Origin of the sequence: Streptomyces sp. NPDC057702 (assembly GCF_042799315.1) — a bacterium.
In the GTDB taxonomy this organism is placed as follows: Bacteria; Actinomycetota; Actinomycetes; order Streptomycetales; family Streptomycetaceae; genus Streptomyces.
The window spans coordinates 22,585-38,444 of sequence record NZ_JBHVJC010000027.1 but is presented as its reverse complement, the minus strand read 5'-3'; the positions used below and the strand labels follow the sequence as shown (position 1 = coordinate 38,444).

Sequence of the window (15,860 nt, the reverse complement as noted above, 5' to 3'; positions counted from 1 at the left end):
CCGCCCTGCCGGATGTACGTCGGGTTGGGTACGTACGGGCGTGCGGGCGAGACCAGGGCAAAGTCTACCGGCGCTCGGCCGACTCGCGGGGGGCCTGGGGCGCCTCGCGCCGTGGTCGCTTGGGCAGCGCGCGCAGCGCCTCGCCGATGTCGGCCACTTCGAGCACCCGCATACCGGGCGGAATCTTCCCCGGGTCGCTGGGCACCAGCGCGTGGGTGAAGCCCAGTCTGGCGGCCTCGGAGAGGCGCCGCTGCACCCCGGTGACCCGTCGCACCTCTCCCGCGAGTCCCACCTCGCCGATGGCCACCAGGTTCATCGGCAGCGGCGTATCGCTGGCGGCGCTGGCCAGCGCGAGCGCGACGGCCAGGTCGGCGGCGGGTTCGGTGAGTCGTACGCCGCCGACGGTGGCGGTGTAGATGTCACGCTTGCCCAGGGCGCTGATTCGACCACGCTGTTCGAGGACGGCCAGCATCATCGACACGCGCGAGGTCTCCAGGCCGGACGTGGTGCGCCGGGGTGAGGGGATCTGCGTATCGACGGTGAGCGCCTGCACCTCGGCCACCAGCGGCCGGCGGCCTTCCAGGGTGACGGTCAGGCAGGTGCCGGGCACGGGCTCGGCGCGGCGGGTGAGGAAGAGGCCCGAGGGGTCGGCCAGGCCCGTGATGCCCTCGTCGTGCAGCTCGAAGCAGCCGACCTCGTCGGTCGCCCCGTACCGGTTCTTGATGCCGCGCACCAGCCGCAGCCGCGCGTGTCGGTCGCCCTCGAAGCTGAGCACCACGTCCACCAGGTGCTCCAGGAGGCGGGGGCCGGCGATGCCGCCGTCCTTGGTCACGTGGCCGACCAGGATGGTGGCCATGCCGCGCTCCTTGGACGCGCGGATCAGCGCGCCGGCCACCTCGCGGACCTGGGCCATCCCGCCGGGCGCGCCGTCGATCTCGGAGGAGGCCACGGTCTGCACCGAGTCCATGATCAGCAGGGTGGGCTTGACCGTGTCGAGGTGGCCCAGGACGGCGGACAGGTCGGTCTCGGCGGCCAAATAGAGGTGGTCGGAGAGCGCGCCGATACGGTCGGCGCGCAGCCTGACCTGGCTCGCGGACTCCTCGCCGGTGACGTAGAGCGTGCGGTGTTCGTCGGAGGCGGCCTTGGCGGCCACGTCGAGCAGCAGCGTGGACTTGCCGACGCCCGGCTCGCCGGCGAGCAGCACCACCGCGCCGGGCACCAGGCCGCCGCCGAGCACCCGGTCCAGTTCGTCGACGCCGGTGCCGCGGGCCGTCGCCTGGCGGCCGTCCACCTGGCCGATGGGCAGCGCGGCGGCGGAGACCCGACCGGGCGCCGTCGTGCGCACCGCGGGCGCCCCGCCGAACTCCTCGACCGTCCCCCACGCCTGGCACTCGGGGCAGCGGCCGAGCCACTTGACCGTGGTCCAGCCGCACTCGCTACAGCGGTAGGAGGGGCGGTCCTTGGCGGACGAGCGGGAGCTTCGGGTGGCCATGCGCATCACCGTAGCGGTGCCCTCTGACATCGCCGGGGTCGGAGGGCCCGCGCGGCACCCGCCGACCGCCGCGGCCGGCCCGGGTGCATGGCCGGCCGCGCGGCGAGGCGGCGACCGCGCGCGCGAGGTGTCAGCCAGGGAACGGGCGTACGAGGCCCGTGGGCCCCTCGCGCGGCCCCGTCGGTCGGGTCGCGGCGGGCGACGGGTCGGCCGGCCGGGCGGTCGGGAGCGGGGGAGGAGCGTGGCGGACCAGGGGAACTGCGGGAAAGTGGGGCAAGCCAGACGCATATGTCAAGGTCGGGCCCCAGGAATGACGTAGAGCGAGAATCTTGTCCCCTTTCGAGGGAGATGGTCACCCGTACGAGTTAAAGGTGCCCGTGGCAGGCGGGTGACCCGGTGTGATCCCCCTACCGTCGCCAGGTGATGAGCAGCAGGTCCGAGCACCCCACGCATCCCACCGGCGCACACCGCGCACAACGTCGCGGCACGCGCGCCCCCCGTACCGTTGCCGAGCGCCCTCCCGCGTGTTACGAGCCCTATCTGGACGGGCTGTTCACGTACTGCATGTCCGTGCTGTGCGACCACGACGCCGCCACCGTCGCCCTCGGTGACGCGCTCGCGGTCGCCGAGCGGCGGCGGCAGCGCGGGCGGGCCGCCGGGTTCACGGCCAAGGACGGCGGCGCCCCGGCCGAGTACGCCGGCGTGCCGTCCCCGATGACCCCGCCCCTCTCACCCGAGCTGTCCGTGCCACCCGGCCGGGCCAGGGCCCCGGGACACGCCAAGCGCTCCCCCGCCACCGACCTGGGCCTTCGCCGTCCCTGGCTGTACGCGCTCGCCCGCTGGGCCTGTCTGCGCGCGCTCGCCGACCAACGGGGCGGCCCGACCTCGCGCGGCCGGTCGGCCCACGCCCCGCACCCCGTGCAGGCCCCCACCGCGCCCGCCCAGCGCCGTCGCGACCTGGCCGCGCTGGCCTGGCCCGAGGCCGCCGGCACCACCCCCGAGCAGCGCGAGGCGCTCGAACTCGCGGTGCGCCACCAGCTCTCGCCGCACGAGGTCGCGGCCGTCGTGGGGCTCGACCCGGACGAGACGCGGACGCTGATCGCCAGCGCGGCCTGCGAGGTGGAGCGCACCCGCGCCGCGCTCGCCGTGGTCGAGCTCGGCCGCTGCCCCACCGTCTCGCGGCTGGCCGGCGACGCGCAGGTGCTGCTGTCGGCCGCGCTGCGCCGCGAACTCGTCCGCCATGTGGACGACTGCGGCCAGTGCCGCAGGACCGCCGAGCGCGCCACGGCCGGTGGCCCCTGGCCGGGCACGGCCGCGGCGCCGGCGGCGCTGCCGATCCTGGAGGCGCCCCGGCCGGCGGTGTGCGCCGCGATGCGGTGCGCGTTGCGCGGCCGGCCGGCGCGGGCCTCGGCGGCCTGGCCGCGCTTCGACCGGCGCGGCTTCCCGATCGACCCGAAGGACCGGGCGGCGCGGCGCAGCCGGCTCCGGAGTCGCGCGGTCACCACGACGGTGGTGGCGACGGTGGTGGCCGCCCCGGTGCTCGCGCTGTGGGCCGCCTACCGGGGCGCCCCGCTGACCGGTGAGAGCCAGGCCAGCGGCGGGGTCTCCGCCTCCGAGCGGGACGACTTCGGCGGCCGGCCGTACGAGGAGGCGGGGCACGCGCGCGGCAACCAGCCCGACGCCGAGGTGGGCTGGCGCACCCCCAAGGAGCGCGACCGCGACCGGCTGCGGGAGGAGCGGCGCGGCCAGCCGCGCCCCACCGGCCGGGCGACGTCGCCGAGCCCGTCGACGCCGCCGGACACCGACCGTCCCGATCCGGGCACCAGCCGTCCCGCGCCCGCCCCCGGGCACCTGGCGGTGACGGCCCAGCCGGGGCAGGAGACGACGCTGATCACGCTGAGCGCGTCCGGCGACAGCCCGGTGCGCTGGACGGCGACGTCCGACGCGCCGTGGCTGCGGCTGAGCCAGAGCGCGGGCGAGCTGCGGCCGGGCGAGTCGTTGACGATCACCGCCACCGTCGATCACGACCTGGAGCCGGACGGCCCCTGGGCGGCGCGGGTCTCGGTGGCGCCCTCGGGCTCGGTGGTCACCATCCAGGGCGCCGGCACGGGCGGCGGCCCGGACCCGAGCCCCACCCCGACCGAGCCCGGTCCCACGCCGACCGAGCCCACCCCGACGCCCACGCCCAGCGATCCGGCGACGGAGCCGACCCCGGCCACCGCGAGCCCGTCCCCGTAAGCGCGCCACCCGACCCCGCCCGCGACCCCGCCCCCGGGTGTCACCGGGGCCCCGGCCCGCCCGCAGGAGCGTGGCGCCCGCCGGGCGGCCCCCGAGCCGGCGCGGAGTCGTGGCGCGACGGTCCCGGCACGTGGGCGGGGGTGGCGGAGCGGGGCGTACGCGCGGGTGTGTCGGGTGGGCCCGCGAGCGTCGTCGCCAGCGGTGCTGGTCGGCGGCGGTGCCGGTCGAGGCGTTGGCCTGGCGCGGGCCGGGTGGTGGGCCCGGCCCGCGTGGCTCAGCCGGCGGTGCCCCGGGCCACGGCCGGCGCGGGGTCGGCCGGGTGCGGGGCCATCGGGAGCTGCGCGGCCAGCCGGGCCTCGCAGAGCTCGACCAGCTTCGCGTAGCCCTTCGGGCCCATCAGCTCGGTGAGTTCGGGGCGGTACGAGACGTACACCGGGTCGCCCGCGCCGTGCGCCGAGGTCGCCGAGGTGCACCACCAGTGCAGGTCGTGGCCGCCCGGTCCCCAGCCACGGCGGTCGTACTCGCCGATCGAGACGACCAGCACCCGGGTGTCGTCGGGCCGGTCGACCCAGTCGTAGGTGCGGCGGATGGGCAGCTGCCAGCACACGTCCGGCTTGGTCTCCAGCGGCTCGCGGCCCTCGCGCAGCGCCAGGATGTGCAGCGAGCAGCCCGCGCCACCGGCGAAGCCGGGGCGGTTCTGGAAGATGCACGAGCCCTCGTAGCGGCGGGTCTGGCGCTCCCCGTCGTCATCGGTCTGCACCCAGCCGGTGCGGGTGCCGACGTCGTGGAACTCCCAGATGTCCGGAGTCAGCCGCGCGGCGTTCTCGGCCACCCGCGCCTCGTCGTCCTCGTCCGAGAAGTGCGCGCCGAGCGTGCAGCAGCCGTCGGCGGCCCGGCCGGCCTGGATGCCCTGACAGCCCTGGCCGAAAATGCAGCTCCAACGGGACGTCAGCCAGGTCAGGTCGACGCGGAAGACCTGTTCGTCGTCGGCCGGGTCGGGGAACTCCACCCAGGCCCGGGGGAAGTCGAGACCCACCTCGTCGGCGGGGGCCGCCGCCGGGGACGGGGCGCCCACCGGGGTCACCTTCAGGGCCTTCTTCGACCCCTGCTTTGGCGCTTTGTCCTGCTTCGCCTTTTTCGTCTTAGCCACGACTCCAGCGTATGCGCCCCGGCCCGCGCTCCCGACCGCCCGGTACCCCCGTCCGGCCCGTCCGACCCGCCCCGACACCGGCCGGCGGCTCCCCGTACACGTCCGGTAGGGCCCCCGTACGCGTCCGGTACGCGGCCGGATTCGCGCGCCCGGTCGGCCCCGTCGGCCCCCCGCCGGGTCGTCGGCCCGCGCGCGGCGGTGGCGCGTCACGGGCCTTGGCCGTCTCTCCGGCGCCGCGTCCGCCCACCCGACCCGACGGCGCACCGCCGCATCACCCGCCGGCGAACGCCCCCGATTCTCAAGGGCATCAGGGGCCGCACACGTTTCTTACGCCCCACGCCCGTCGCCGTATCGTGACCAACCGAGCCGTATCGTGACCAGCCGCTCACCGCTCCTCCAGAGGCGCACAGTAGCGTTCTGGCCATGAGACTCGGTGTCCTGGATGTGGGTTCGAACACGGTGCATCTCCTGGTGGTGGACGCGCACCCCGGTGCCCGACCGCTGCCCGCGCACTCCCACAAGGCGGAGCTGCGCCTGGCCGAGCTGCTGGACGCGGACGGCGCGATCGGCAGCGACGGCATCGACCGGCTGATCGGAGTGATCGCCGACGCGCTCCAGGCGGCCGAGGACAAGGGCTGCCAGGACGTGCTGCCCTTCGCGACCTCGGCGGTGCGCGAGGCGACCAACGCGGACGAGGTGCTGGCCCGGGTCGCCGCCGAGACCGGCGTGCGGCTCGCGGTCCTCACCGGCGACGAGGAGGCGCGGCTGACCTTCCTCGCGGTGCGCCGCTGGTTCGGCTGGTCGGCGGGCCGGCTGCTGGTGCTCGACATCGGCGGCGGCTCGCTGGAGATCGCGTACGGCCTGGACGAGGAGCCCGACGCGGCGGTCTCGCTGCCGCTCGGCGCGGGCCGGCTGACCGGTGGCTGGCTGCCGGGCGACCCGCCCGACCAGGACGACGTACGGGCCCTGCGGCGGCACGTGCGGGCCCAGATCGCGCGCGTCGTCGGCGACTTCAGCCGGCTGGGCCCGCCCGACCACGTGGTGGCCACCTCCAAGACGTTCAAGCAGCTGGCGCGGCTGACGGGCGCGGCGCGCTCGGGCGAGGGGCTGTACGTCCAGCGGTCGCTGCACCGCGCGGCCCTGGAGGAGTGGGTGACCAAGCTGGCCGGAATGCCGACGACCGAGCGCGCCGAGCTGCCCGGGGTCTCCGCCGGCCGCGCCCACCAGCTCGTGGCCGGGGCGCTGGTCGCGGAGGCCGCGATGGACCTGTTCCAGGTCGACGAGCTGGAGATCTGTCCCTGGGCGCTGCGCGAGGGCGTCATCCTGCGCCGCCTGGACCACCTGCCGGCCGAGCACCCGGCCCTGGGCCAGCTCACGGCCGGCGGCCCCGCCTGAGCGTTCCGCCTGAGGGCCGCGCCTGACGTCTCGCCTGACCGGTGCCGGCTGGGCGACCTGGCGGGGGCGGGTGGGTCGGCCCGAGAGTGGCCGGCTGGGCGGCGTCGATGGCTGGTGGCCGGCCGGGGAGTGCGCGGTTGGTCGGGCTTGCGGTGGCTGGGTGGGTCGGCCTCGGAGTGGGCGGCTGTCCGGGGCGGAGTGGCTGGGTGGTCGGCCTGGTGGGTGCCGGCTGTCCGGCGTGGAGTGGCTGAGTGGCCTGGAGCGGCCGAGCGAGGCTGGTCTCCGGCCAGCCCCCGGTCCCACCCGATCCCCCGGCCCGCTGGACGTGCCTCCGGTGCGGTCGTTTCCGGCCGCCTCTCCGGGGGGCCGGGCCCCGCCGGCCCGGGGCGCGGGTGGCGACACGCCGTACGCTGTCCCTCGTGACAGAGCCAGTGGTGCGCATCCCGGATGCGAAGGTCGCCCTGTCCACGGCCTCCGTTTACCCGGAGTCCACGGCGACGGCCTTCGAGATCGCGGCGCGCCTGGGGTACGACGGCGTCGAGGTCATGGTCTGGACCGATCCGGTCAGCCAGGACGTCGAGGCGCTGCGCCGGCTGTCCGACTACCACCAGGTGCCGATCCTGGCCGTGCACGCGCCCTGTCTGCTGATCACCCAGCGGGTGTGGTCCACCGACCCGTGGGTCAAGCTCAAGCGGGCACGGGCGGCGGCCGAGCGGCTCGGGGCCTCCGCCGTGGTGGTGCACCCGCCCTTTCGCTGGCAGCGCGCGTACGCCCGCGACTTCGTCAGCGGGATCTGGCGGATGGCCGACGAGACCGACGTGCGGTTCGCCGTCGAGAACATGTACCCCTGGCGCTACCGCGACCGCGAGATGCTCGCCTACGCCCCCGACTGGGACGTCACCAACGACGACTACCGGCACTTCACCGTCGACCTCTCGCACACCGCGACCGCCCGCACCGACGCGCTGGAGATGGTGGACCGGATGGGCGACCGGCTCGCCCACGTCCACCTCGCCGACGGCATGGGCTCGGGCAAGGACGAACACCTGGTGCCCGGTCGGGGCACCCAGCCCTGTGCCGCCCTCCTCGAACAGCTCGCCGGCAGCGGCTTCACCGGCCACGTCGTCGTCGAGGTCAACACGCGGCGCGCGATGTCCGCCGCCGAGCGCGAGGCCGACCTCGCCGAGGCGCTGGCCTTCACCCGGCTGCACCTGGCCTCCCCGCGCCGGCCGCACCGGGTGGCCGGCTCGTGAGCGGTGCCGGCCCCGGCACGGCCCGCGCGGCCGACCCGACGGGCGCGGCCGACCCGACAGACGCGACGGGCACCGGCGGTGCCCGCCACGCGTACGGCGAGAGGGCGGGCGAGGCGTGAGCGAGGAGGTCACCGCGCCGCGCCGGCGGGGCCGCCCGGCCCGCTCGGCGGGCGGCGGGGAGCCGGCGACGCGTGACCGCATCCTGACGGCGGCGCGCGGCGAGTTCGCCGGGCGCGGCTACGACAGGGCGTCCATCCGTGGCATCGCCCGGGGCGCCGGCGTGGACCCGGCCCTGGTCCACCACTACTTCGGCACCAAGGAACAGGTCTTCGCCGCCGCCATCGAGCGCGCCTTCGAACCCGCGCTGCAAGCCCCCGACCTGCTGCTGGCCGGCCCGGTCGAGGAGCGGGGGGAGCGGCTGGTCCGGTTCTTCCTCGGCATCTGGGAGACCCCCGAGCACCGCGAGCCGCTGCTGGCCATCGTCCGCTCGGCGGTGGGCAACGAGGCGGCGGCGGCCGTCTTCCGCGACCTGATCTCCAGCCGGCTGGTCGCGCGCGTCGCCGCCGAGCTGGACGTGCCCGACCCGCGACTGCGCGCCGAGCTGGCCGCCGCCCAGCTCGTGGGCATCGCGATGCTGCGGTACGTGATCCGGATGGAGCCGCTGGCCGACGCCTCACCGGAGCGGGTGATCGCCCTGGTCGGACCCGGTGTGCAGCGCCTGTTGACTGACCCGGACCCGCTCGGCGCCGGCCCCTCCTGAGCGCGTTCCCCCAAGGCCCACCCCGTCTCACATCGCGGGAAAGCCGTCCGGATCTTGGAGCCTGGGCGTAGGCTCGGACGACACCGTACGCAGGCCCCGACGTACGCAGCGGCGTACGCGCCAGGCATCACCAGGGAGTGAGCACCGTGCCCGAGCTGAGGTCCCGCACCGTCACCCACGGCCGCAACATGGCGGGCGCCCGCGCGTTGATGCGGGCCTCCGGGGTAGCGAGCGAGGACATCGGTAAACCGATCGTCGCCGTCGCCAACTCCTTCACCGAGTTCGTGCCCGGTCACACCCACCTCCAGCCGGTGGGCCGCATCGTCAGCGAGGCGATCAAGGCGGCGGGCGCGGTGCCGCGCGAGTTCAACACCATCGCGGTGGACGACGGCATCGCCATGGGCCACGGCGGCATGCTCTACAGCCTGCCCTCGCGCGACCTGATCGCCGACTCGGTGGAGTACATGGTCGAAGCGCACTGCGCGGACGCGCTGATCTGCATCTCCAACTGCGACAAGATCACCCCCGGCATGCTGATGGCGGCGCTGCGCCTGAACATCCCCACCATCTTCGTCTCCGGCGGCCCGATGGAGGCCGGTCAGGCCACCCTGGTCGACGGCACCGTCCGCAAGCTCGACCTGGTCAACGCGATCAGCGACGCGGTCAACGAGAGCGTCTCGGACGAGGACATCCTCCGTATCGAGGAGAACGCCTGCCCCACCTGTGGCTCGTGTTCGGGCATGTTCACCGCCAACTCGATGAACTGCCTCGCCGAGGCCATCGGCCTGGCCCTGCCCGGCAACGGCTCGGTGCTGGCCACCCACACCGCCCGCAAGGACCTGTACGAGCGGGCCGGGGCCACCGTCGTGGAGCTGACCCGGCGGTACTACGAGGACGGCGACGAGAGCGCGCTGCCGCGCAACATCGCCACGCACGCCGCGTTCGAGAACGCCATGGCCCTGGACATCGCCATGGGCGGCTCGACCAACACGATCCTGCACCTGCTCGCCGCCGCGCTGGAGGGTGGCGCCGACTACGACCTGGCCGACATCGACGCCGTCTCGCGCCGCGTCCCCTGCCTGGCCAAGGTCGCGCCGAACGTCACGCCGCAGGGCACGTCGTACTACATGGAGGACGTGCACCGGGCCGGCGGCATCCCCGCCATCCTCGGCGAGCTCTACCGCGCCGGGCTGCTCAACGAGGACGTGCACACCGTCCACTCCGCCAGCATCAAGGAGTGGCTGGAGACCTGGGACGTGCGCGGCGGCTCGGCCAGCGAGGAGGCGAAGGAGCTGTGGCACGCCGCGCCCGGCTGCAAGCGCTCCGCCGAGGCGTTCTCGCAGTCCGAGCGCTGGGACTCGCTGGACACCGACGCGGCGGGCGGCTGCATCCGCGACGCCGCCCACGCCTACTCCGCCGACGGCGGCCTGGCCGTCCTGCGCGGCAACCTCGCCGAGGACGGCTGCGTCGTGAAGACCGCCGGCGTCGACGAGTCGATCTGGACCTTCGAGGGCCCGGCCGTGGTCTGCGAGTCGCAGGAGGAGGCCGTCGACAAGATCCTCAACAAGGCGATCAAGCCCGGTGACGTCGTCGTCATCCGCTACGAGGGCCCCAAGGGCGGCCCCGGCATGCAGGAGATGCTCTACCCGACGTCCTTCCTCAAGGGCCGTGGCCTCGGCAAGACCTGCGCACTGGTCACCGACGGCCGCTTCTCCGGCGGCACCTCGGGCCTCTCCATCGGCCACGCGTCCCCCGAGGCGGCCTCCGGCGGCACCATCGCCCTGGTCGAGGACGGCGACCTGATCCGCATCGACATCCCTGGCCGCACCATCCAACTCCAGGTCTCCGACGAGGAGTTGGCCACCCGTCGCACCGCCCTCCTGGCGCGCCTCGGCGGCTACCGCCCCGCCGCGCGCGAGCGCAAGGTCTCCCAGGCGCTGCGCGCGTACGCGGCGATGGCCACCAGCGCGGACAAGGGCGCGGTGCGGGACGTCGGGTTGCTGGGCTGAGGGGTTCGGCTGGGCGTGGGTTCGGCTGGCGCCGGGCCCGACGGGTTGAGCCCTGCCGGGCGGGTTCGGCTGGCGCCGGGCCCGGGTGAGGCGAGCGCCGCCGGGCGGGTTCGCCCTCTGCGGGCGGGTTTCGGGTCCGGCTGTCGCCGGGTCTGGCTGTCGGGGGGGGCGGGTTGGCGGGCTGGGTTGGCGGGTTGGGTTGTTGGCGGGGTGAGCCCTGCCGGGCGGGGGTGGAGCCGGGTCGGCACCGGCACCGAACCGGCGCCGAGCCGGACCGGCGAGTTGGCGGGTGGCTGTCGCCGGGTCTGGCTGCCGGCGGGTTGGCGGGTTGCGGGTTGGGTTGTTGGCGGGGTGAGCCCGCTGGCGAGTCGAGCCCTCTGGCGGGTTGGTGGGTTGGCGCGGCTGTTCCGTGGGCAGCCGCGCCGTTTTCGTGGGGGTGGGGAGGGCTGCGGCGGCGGGGCGCGTAGGAGCCCGTGTGGTGCGTGGGGCACGGTCGGTGTGGCGGGACCCCTCCCGTGGGGGGCGTGCCAACCTGCCGCCACGTTCGCGCCGTCAGGAGGACCGCCATGGCCACGCCGCCCGACCGGGACCCGTCCGCACGCCGTCCGGAACCGCCCGCGCGCCAGCCCGGCCCCCCGGCCGGGCCGCCGTACTACCAGCCGGGGCCGCACGCGCACTGGCAGGGCTACCCGCCGTACGTCACGCCGCCCACGCGGACCAACGGGATGGCCATCGCCGCCATGGTGCTGGGCATCGTGTGGATCTACTGGATCGGCAGCGTCCTCGCGCTGGTCTTCGGTTACGTCGCGCGCAAGCAGATGAGGGAACGGGGCGAGGGCGGCTGGGGGATGGCCACCGCCGGGATCGTGCTCGGCTGGGTGGGCGTCGGCGTGCTGGCGTGCCTGCTCGGCGCCTTCTTCGCCGTGCCCGAATAGTGCCGAGGTCGCACGCGCCCGGCGGCCGGCCGGCCGCCGAGCCCCGGTCCGGCGTGGCGCGGGTGTGAGCGGGGGTGTGCGTGTGAGCGGGGCGCGTGTGAGGGGGGGCGCGTGAGGGGGGAGCGCACCGCGCCGGCCTCGCCCCCGGCCACTCCCGGGAAGCGGATGCTCTCCGAGCAGGTCTCCGCACACCTGCGGGACGCGATCATGCGGGGTGACCACGCGCCCGGTGGCGCCCTCAAGCGGCGGGACCTGGCCCGCGCCCAGGGCGTGACTGTGGCCGTCGTCCGCGAGGCGCTCGTACGGGTGGTGGGTGACGGGCTGGCGGATCGGTTGCCCCACCGGGGGTTCGCCGTTCCGGCCTTCTCCGTCACCCGCTGGCAGCGGATCGCGGAGGTCCGTCGGGCCGTCGGACCGTCGAACCGGTCATGCCGCGCATGTCCATCGAGCGGGGCGACGTCGACGGGGAGGCCCGGGTGCGAGCCGCGCACCACCGTCTGGCGCGGCCCCCGGTGTTCGTACCGGAAGGGGGCGAGTACGACAGCGGCGGCTGGTCCGAGGCTCACCGACTCTTCCGCCGCACCCTGTTGGAGGGCTGCGGCAACCCGGTCCTCCTGGAGACCTTCGACCGGGTGTGGGTCGCCGGCGAACTGGCCCGCCGCTGGTCCGCCCGCCGCTGGTCCGCCCACCGTGCCCCGCGCCGTGACGGCATCGGCGAACACCGCCGCCTGGAGGAGGCCGCCCTGGCCCGCGACGCGGACGCGACGACCGGGCTCCTGGCCCGACACCTCGCCCTGACGGCGGCGGCGCTGGCCCCCGACACCCAGCCTCCGACCCCCGATGTCTGCCCCCGAGCCTGACACCGGGTCCCCGACGCCCGACCCTGACCCTCGACGCCGGACCCCGATGCCCGCCCCCGGCCCCTGACGCCTGACCCTGACCCCCGACGCACGGCCCCCGGCCCCCGCCCTGACGGCCGCATGCCTCACGCTCCGCGAGGGTGAGCGGGTGCAGCACGCGGCGCGCCGCGGCCCGTACCAGGGGGCCGGACGCGGGGTCTCAGTGACCGTCGTGGCGGTTCACGCGGAGTCGCGCCGTTCGTTTCGGGACATGGCGTAGGCGATCCCCAGAACTCCGCCCGCGCCGCTTCCGAGCACCAGGCCGGTCCCCAGGTCGAGGACGGTCGCCCCGAGCGTGATGCCGACGGCGTTGCCCACCAGCATGCCGACGACGAGCCCGACGGCCATGGACGATGACGTGGTTCCCTCGGTGTGTGCCATCTCCCCAGTGTGCGGGCGGCCGGCGAACACGCGTTCGTGACACGACCGGCCTCGCGGAAGATGGCCGGCACGCGTACGCCCCGCCTACCCCGGGACGCCGCCCCCCGCCCCGGAGCTCCCCGCGCCACGGGCAGGCGCCCCCGCGTATCCAGCGGGTCGCGGCGGAGTCGGGAGGCGCCCGGCGGGGGCGGGTCAGGTGAGGGAGTTCAGGGCGGCGTCCAGTCGGGCCGTGGCTTCGGCGGCCACCGGCTCCAGGGCGGGCAGGCCGGTCAGGGTGACCATCGTGCCGGGGTCGAGGGCCTGGACGAGCGTGCTGTCGCCCTCCCGGCGGACGACGACGTTGCAGGGCAGGAGCAGGCCGATGGCGCGGTCGGCCGTCAGGGCCTGGAGGGCGAGCGCCGGGTTGCAGGCGCCGAGGATCAGGTAGTCCTCCATGTCGTGGTCGAGCTTGGCCTTCAGGGTGGCCCGGACGTCGATCTCGGTGAGGACGCCGAAGCCCTGATCGGCCAGGGCCTCGCGCACGGTGGTGACGGTGGTGGCGAAGTCGGCGCCGAGGCGCACGGTGCGGTCGTAGGACACGGACACTCCCGGATAGTGCGGAACGGTTGACTCCGCTATACCCCTACGGGCGCCCGTAGGGGCTCTGACACGTCCCTGAACGGGCGTTTTGTGGGCTCGGAATACCCCCCTGGGTATGACTGTTAGGGTGAGTGCCAGATACCCCGGGGGGTACATCGCAAGAGGAGTCGTGAGTCGTGTTCTTCGTTGACACCCTGGAGTTCGAGGGCCTGGGCAACCGCAGCTATCTGGCCGGCGGTCCCGGTGCCGCGGTGGTCGTCGACCCGCCGCGCGATATCGACCGGGTCATCGCCGCGGCGGCCCGACGCGGGGTGCGGATCGCCTTCGTGGCCGAGACCCATGTGCACAACGACTACGTCACCGGCGGCCTGGAGCTGGCCCGCGTCACCGGCGCCCGGTACCTGGTGCCGGCCGGGGCCCACGTGGCGTTCGCCCGCACCCCCGTCGCCGACGGTGACACGGTGACGGTGGACGAGGGGCTGGCGCTGCGCGCGATCGCCACCCCCGGGCACACCCCGCACCACACCTCCTACGTCCTCACCGAGGACGGGCGCGGTGTGGCGGCGTTCACCGGCGGCTCGCTGCTGATCGGCACCGTGGGCCGCCCGGACCTGGTGGAACCGAGACTGACCGAGCGACTGGCCCGCGCCCAACACGCCTCCGTCCACCGGCTGGTCGGCGAGTTGGACGACGACGTGCCGGTCCTGCCCACCCACGGCTTCGGCAGCTTCTGCTCCTCCTCCCCGGCCGAGGGGGACGCGACCACGATCGGCCGGGAGCGGACGGCCAACGACGCGCTGACCCTGGACGTCGACACGTTCGTCGCCCGGATGCTCGCCGGGCTGGACGACGTACCCGCCTACTACGCGCACATGGGACCGGCCAACGCGGCGGGCCCCGCGCCGGTCGACCTCACTCCGCCCAGGCGCGCGGACGCCGAGGAGATCGCCGCCCGGCTGGCCGCCGGAGAGTGGGTGGTGGACCTGCGGAGCCGCATGGCCTTCGCCGAGGGGCACGTGGCCGGGTCGTTCAACTTCGAGGGCGAGGGCAAACTCGCCACCTACCTGGCCTGGCTCATCCCGTGGGGCAAGCCCGTCACCCTGCTCGCGGCGGGGCCCGAGCAGGTCGCCGAGGCGCAGCGGGAGCTGGCGCGGGTGGGCATCGACCGCCCGGCCGCCGCCGCGACCGGCGATCCGGCCGACTGGGTCCGTACGGGCGAGCGGCTCGCCTCCTTCCCCCGCGCCCGCTTCGCCGACCTCGCCGGGGCGCGCCGGAGCGCTGACGACGTGGTCGTCCTGGACGTACGGCGGGACTCGGAGCGCGCGGGCGGCTTCATCGACGGCTCGGTCCACGTTCCGATCCACGAACTGCCCGGCCGCGTCGGCGAGGTGCCGGACGGGACGGTGTGGGTGCACTGCGCCGGCGGGGCGCGCGCCGCGATCGCGGCCTCCCTGCTGGACGCCGCCGGCCGCGACGTGGTCGCCGTCGACGACGGCTTCGACGCGGCCACCGAGGCGGGGCTACCCCTCGTCCACCCCGACGTCACCGGCTGACCCGCCGTTCCGTACCGCGCACGAAAGTGATCAAACGATGCTCGCGTTCCTCCGCCGCCACCCCGGTCGCCACACCCCCCACCAGGCCCGACACCGGGCCCGACAGCAGACCAACGCCGGCGGGGCCGCTCCGCTGGACCTCGGCGAGGCGCCGGGGTGGGACCTGGGGCCCGTGCCCGGCGCGCGGCCTTTCCGCCCGGTGGCCGGGGCGCGGTTCCGAGGGGCGGCGCGGGGCGGGCCGGCACCCGCGCGGGGCGGGCTGGTGGTCGCGCCGGGTGGGCCGGTAGCCGCGCCGGGCGGGCCGGTGGTCGTGATCCGCCGCTCCGGTCGCCGCTCCCGGCGGGTGTTCGAGCTGCTGGGGGGACGTGGCGTTCCGGCCACGGGCGTCACCGGCGGCACGGCCGCCCGGGCGTGTACGGGCCTGCCGGCCGCCGGTCGGGGGAGCGGCGACGGTGGCATAGCGTGAGCGCGCTGGTCCTGGCCCTGATCGCGGGGGCCGTGGTCGGACTGGCGCTCGGCGCGCTGGGTGGGGGCGGCAGCGTCCTGGCGGTGCCCGCGCTGATCTACCCGCTCGGCTTCACCCCGGCCGCCGCCACCACCGCGAGCCTGGTCATCGTCACCGCCACCTCGCTCACCGCCCTGTACGTCCACGCGCGCGCCGGCAACGTCCGCTGGAAGGCGGGCGCCCTGTTCGCCGCGGCCGGGCTGCTGCCCGCCGCGTTGGCCGGAGCCGCCGCGTCCCGGCTGCCCCAGCCCGTGCTGACCGTGGCGTTCGCGGCCGTCGCCGCGCTCGCCGCCGGCGGAATGCTCCGCGCCGGCCGAAGCGCCACCGGCCCGGCGGCCGGCGGACCACGGCCCGCCAGGGCGGCCGGCGCCGGCGCCGGGCTGGGCGCGCTGACCGGTCTGCTCGGCGTCGGTGGCGGCTTCCTGGCCGTCCCGGCCCTGGTCACCGTGTTGGCGTTCGAGATGCGGGCCGCTGTCGGCACCAGCCTGATGGTCATCTCGGCGAACTCGCTGGCCTCCCTGGCCACCCGAGGCGCCACCACCACGGGCCTCGACTGGGCGGTGATCGGCCCCTTCGCCGGGGCGGCGATCCTCGGCGCCAGGGACGGCAGACGGCTGGCCGCCAAGGTCGACGGCGCCGTGTTGCGGCGCGTCTTCGCCGTCGTCCTGCTGGCCGTGGCGGCCCTCATGCTCGTCGACGCCCTCACGTGAG

General features: G+C 75.5%; 13 protein-coding genes and 1 pseudogene. 10 read left to right on the top strand and 4 right to left on the bottom strand.

Annotated elements, in window-relative coordinates; translation table 11 throughout:
• Positions 1-64 precede the first annotated feature (64 nt).
• Entirely contained in the window at positions 65-1,492 is a 1,428-nt protein-coding gene (gene radA / locus ACFVFR_RS21290; protein ID WP_383703970.1) for a DNA repair protein RadA, read from the bottom strand.
• Between the two features lie 423 nt (positions 1,493-1,915).
• Here radA and ACFVFR_RS21285 point away from each other — a divergent pair, with 423 nt between their 5' ends.
• Positions 1,916-3,730: a sigma-70 family RNA polymerase sigma factor gene (locus tag ACFVFR_RS21285; RefSeq protein WP_383703968.1), complete on the top strand. Its 1,815-nt coding sequence runs from the start codon at positions 1,916-1,918 to the stop codon at positions 3,728-3,730.
• Positions 3,731-4,004: 274 nt separating this feature from the next.
• On the opposite strand, the gene ACFVFR_RS21280 is transcribed toward ACFVFR_RS21285, so the two are convergent.
• Positions 4,005-4,880, bottom strand: coding sequence for a hypothetical protein (locus tag ACFVFR_RS21280; RefSeq protein WP_383703966.1), 876 nt, complete (start codon positions 4,878-4,880; stop codon positions 4,005-4,007).
• Between the two features lie 423 nt (positions 4,881-5,303).
• Between ACFVFR_RS21280 and ACFVFR_RS21275 the strand changes: the two genes are divergently transcribed.
• From ACFVFR_RS21275 to ACFVFR_RS21250, 6 genes and pseudogenes are all read left to right on the top strand, one after another.
• The gene (locus ACFVFR_RS21275) at positions 5,304-6,275 is read left to right on the top strand and encodes a Ppx/GppA family phosphatase (protein WP_383703963.1); all 972 of its coding nucleotides are present in this window, start codon (positions 5,304-5,306) and stop codon (positions 6,273-6,275) included.
• Between the two features lie 419 nt (positions 6,276-6,694).
• Entirely contained in the window at positions 6,695-7,528 is an 834-nt protein-coding gene (locus ACFVFR_RS21270) for a sugar phosphate isomerase/epimerase family protein (RefSeq protein ID WP_383703961.1), read from the top strand.
• A 115-nt stretch (positions 7,529-7,643) separates the two neighbouring features.
• The gene (locus ACFVFR_RS21265) at positions 7,644-8,288 is read left to right on the top strand and encodes a TetR family transcriptional regulator (RefSeq protein ID WP_383703959.1); all 645 of its coding nucleotides are present in this window, start codon (positions 7,644-7,646) and stop codon (positions 8,286-8,288) included.
• A gap of 146 nt (positions 8,289-8,434) precedes the next feature.
• Positions 8,435-10,297 carry a dihydroxy-acid dehydratase gene (gene ilvD / locus ACFVFR_RS21260; protein WP_383703957.1) on the top strand — a complete coding sequence of 621 codons (1,863 nt, stop codon included), beginning with the start codon at positions 8,435-8,437 and terminating at the stop codon, positions 10,295-10,297.
• 566 nt (positions 10,298-10,863) lie between these two features.
• The gene (locus tag ACFVFR_RS21255) at positions 10,864-11,232 is read left to right on the top strand and encodes a DUF4190 domain-containing protein (protein WP_383703955.1); all 369 of its coding nucleotides are present in this window, start codon (positions 10,864-10,866) and stop codon (positions 11,230-11,232) included.
• A 165-nt stretch (positions 11,233-11,397) separates the two neighbouring features.
• Positions 11,398-12,092: pseudogene (locus ACFVFR_RS21250) on the top strand (GntR family transcriptional regulator).
• A 219-nt stretch (positions 12,093-12,311) separates the two neighbouring features.
• Here ACFVFR_RS21250 and ACFVFR_RS21245 read toward each other — a convergent pair.
• Positions 12,312-12,512: a hypothetical protein gene (locus ACFVFR_RS21245; protein WP_383703953.1), complete on the bottom strand. Its 201-nt coding sequence runs from the start codon at positions 12,510-12,512 to the stop codon at positions 12,312-12,314.
• 192 nt (positions 12,513-12,704) lie between these two features.
• Positions 12,705-13,091 (bottom strand): DUF302 domain-containing protein, encoded by a 387-nt coding sequence (locus tag ACFVFR_RS21240; RefSeq protein WP_383704142.1) that lies wholly within the window; start codon positions 13,089-13,091, stop codon positions 12,705-12,707.
• A gap of 176 nt (positions 13,092-13,267) precedes the next feature.
• Between ACFVFR_RS21240 and ACFVFR_RS21235 the strand changes: the two genes are divergently transcribed.
• From ACFVFR_RS21235 to ACFVFR_RS21225, 3 genes are read left to right on the top strand one after another with little or no spacing between them, the layout of a single operon-like run.
• Positions 13,268-14,644, top strand: coding sequence for a rhodanese-like domain-containing protein (locus ACFVFR_RS21235; protein WP_383703951.1), 1,377 nt, complete (start codon positions 13,268-13,270; stop codon positions 14,642-14,644).
• Between the two features lie 37 nt (positions 14,645-14,681).
• On the top strand, positions 14,682-15,110 hold the full coding sequence (locus ACFVFR_RS21230) for a rhodanese-like domain-containing protein (RefSeq protein ID WP_383703949.1): 429 nt from the start codon (positions 14,682-14,684) through the stop codon (positions 15,108-15,110).
• A complete protein-coding gene (locus ACFVFR_RS21225; protein WP_383703947.1) occupies positions 15,107-15,859 on the top strand; it encodes a TSUP family transporter in 753 nt (250 codons plus the stop codon). The genes ACFVFR_RS21230 and ACFVFR_RS21225 overlap by 4 nt, the downstream gene beginning before the upstream one ends.
• Position 15,860: the final 1 nt, after the last annotated feature.

What these genes read in the sequence shown, in the direction of transcription:
- radA (WP_383703970.1), bottom strand. Translation starts at nt 1,492, where the DNA reads ATGGCCACCCGAAGCTCCCGCTCGTCCGCCAAGGACCGCCCCTCCTAC.
- ACFVFR_RS21285 (WP_383703968.1), top strand. Translation starts at nt 1,916, where the DNA reads ATGAGCAGCAGGTCCGAGCACCCCACGCATCCCACCGGCGCACACCGC.
- ACFVFR_RS21275 (WP_383703963.1), top strand. Translation starts at nt 5,304, where the DNA reads ATGAGACTCGGTGTCCTGGATGTGGGTTCGAACACGGTGCATCTCCTG.
- ACFVFR_RS21255 (WP_383703955.1), top strand. Translation starts at nt 10,864, where the DNA reads ATGGCCACGCCGCCCGACCGGGACCCGTCCGCACGCCGTCCGGAACCG.
- ACFVFR_RS21245 (WP_383703953.1), bottom strand. Translation starts at nt 12,512, where the DNA reads ATGGCACACACCGAGGGAACCACGTCATCGTCCATGGCCGTCGGGCTC.
- ACFVFR_RS21230 (WP_383703949.1), top strand. Translation starts at nt 14,682, where the DNA reads ATGCTCGCGTTCCTCCGCCGCCACCCCGGTCGCCACACCCCCCACCAG.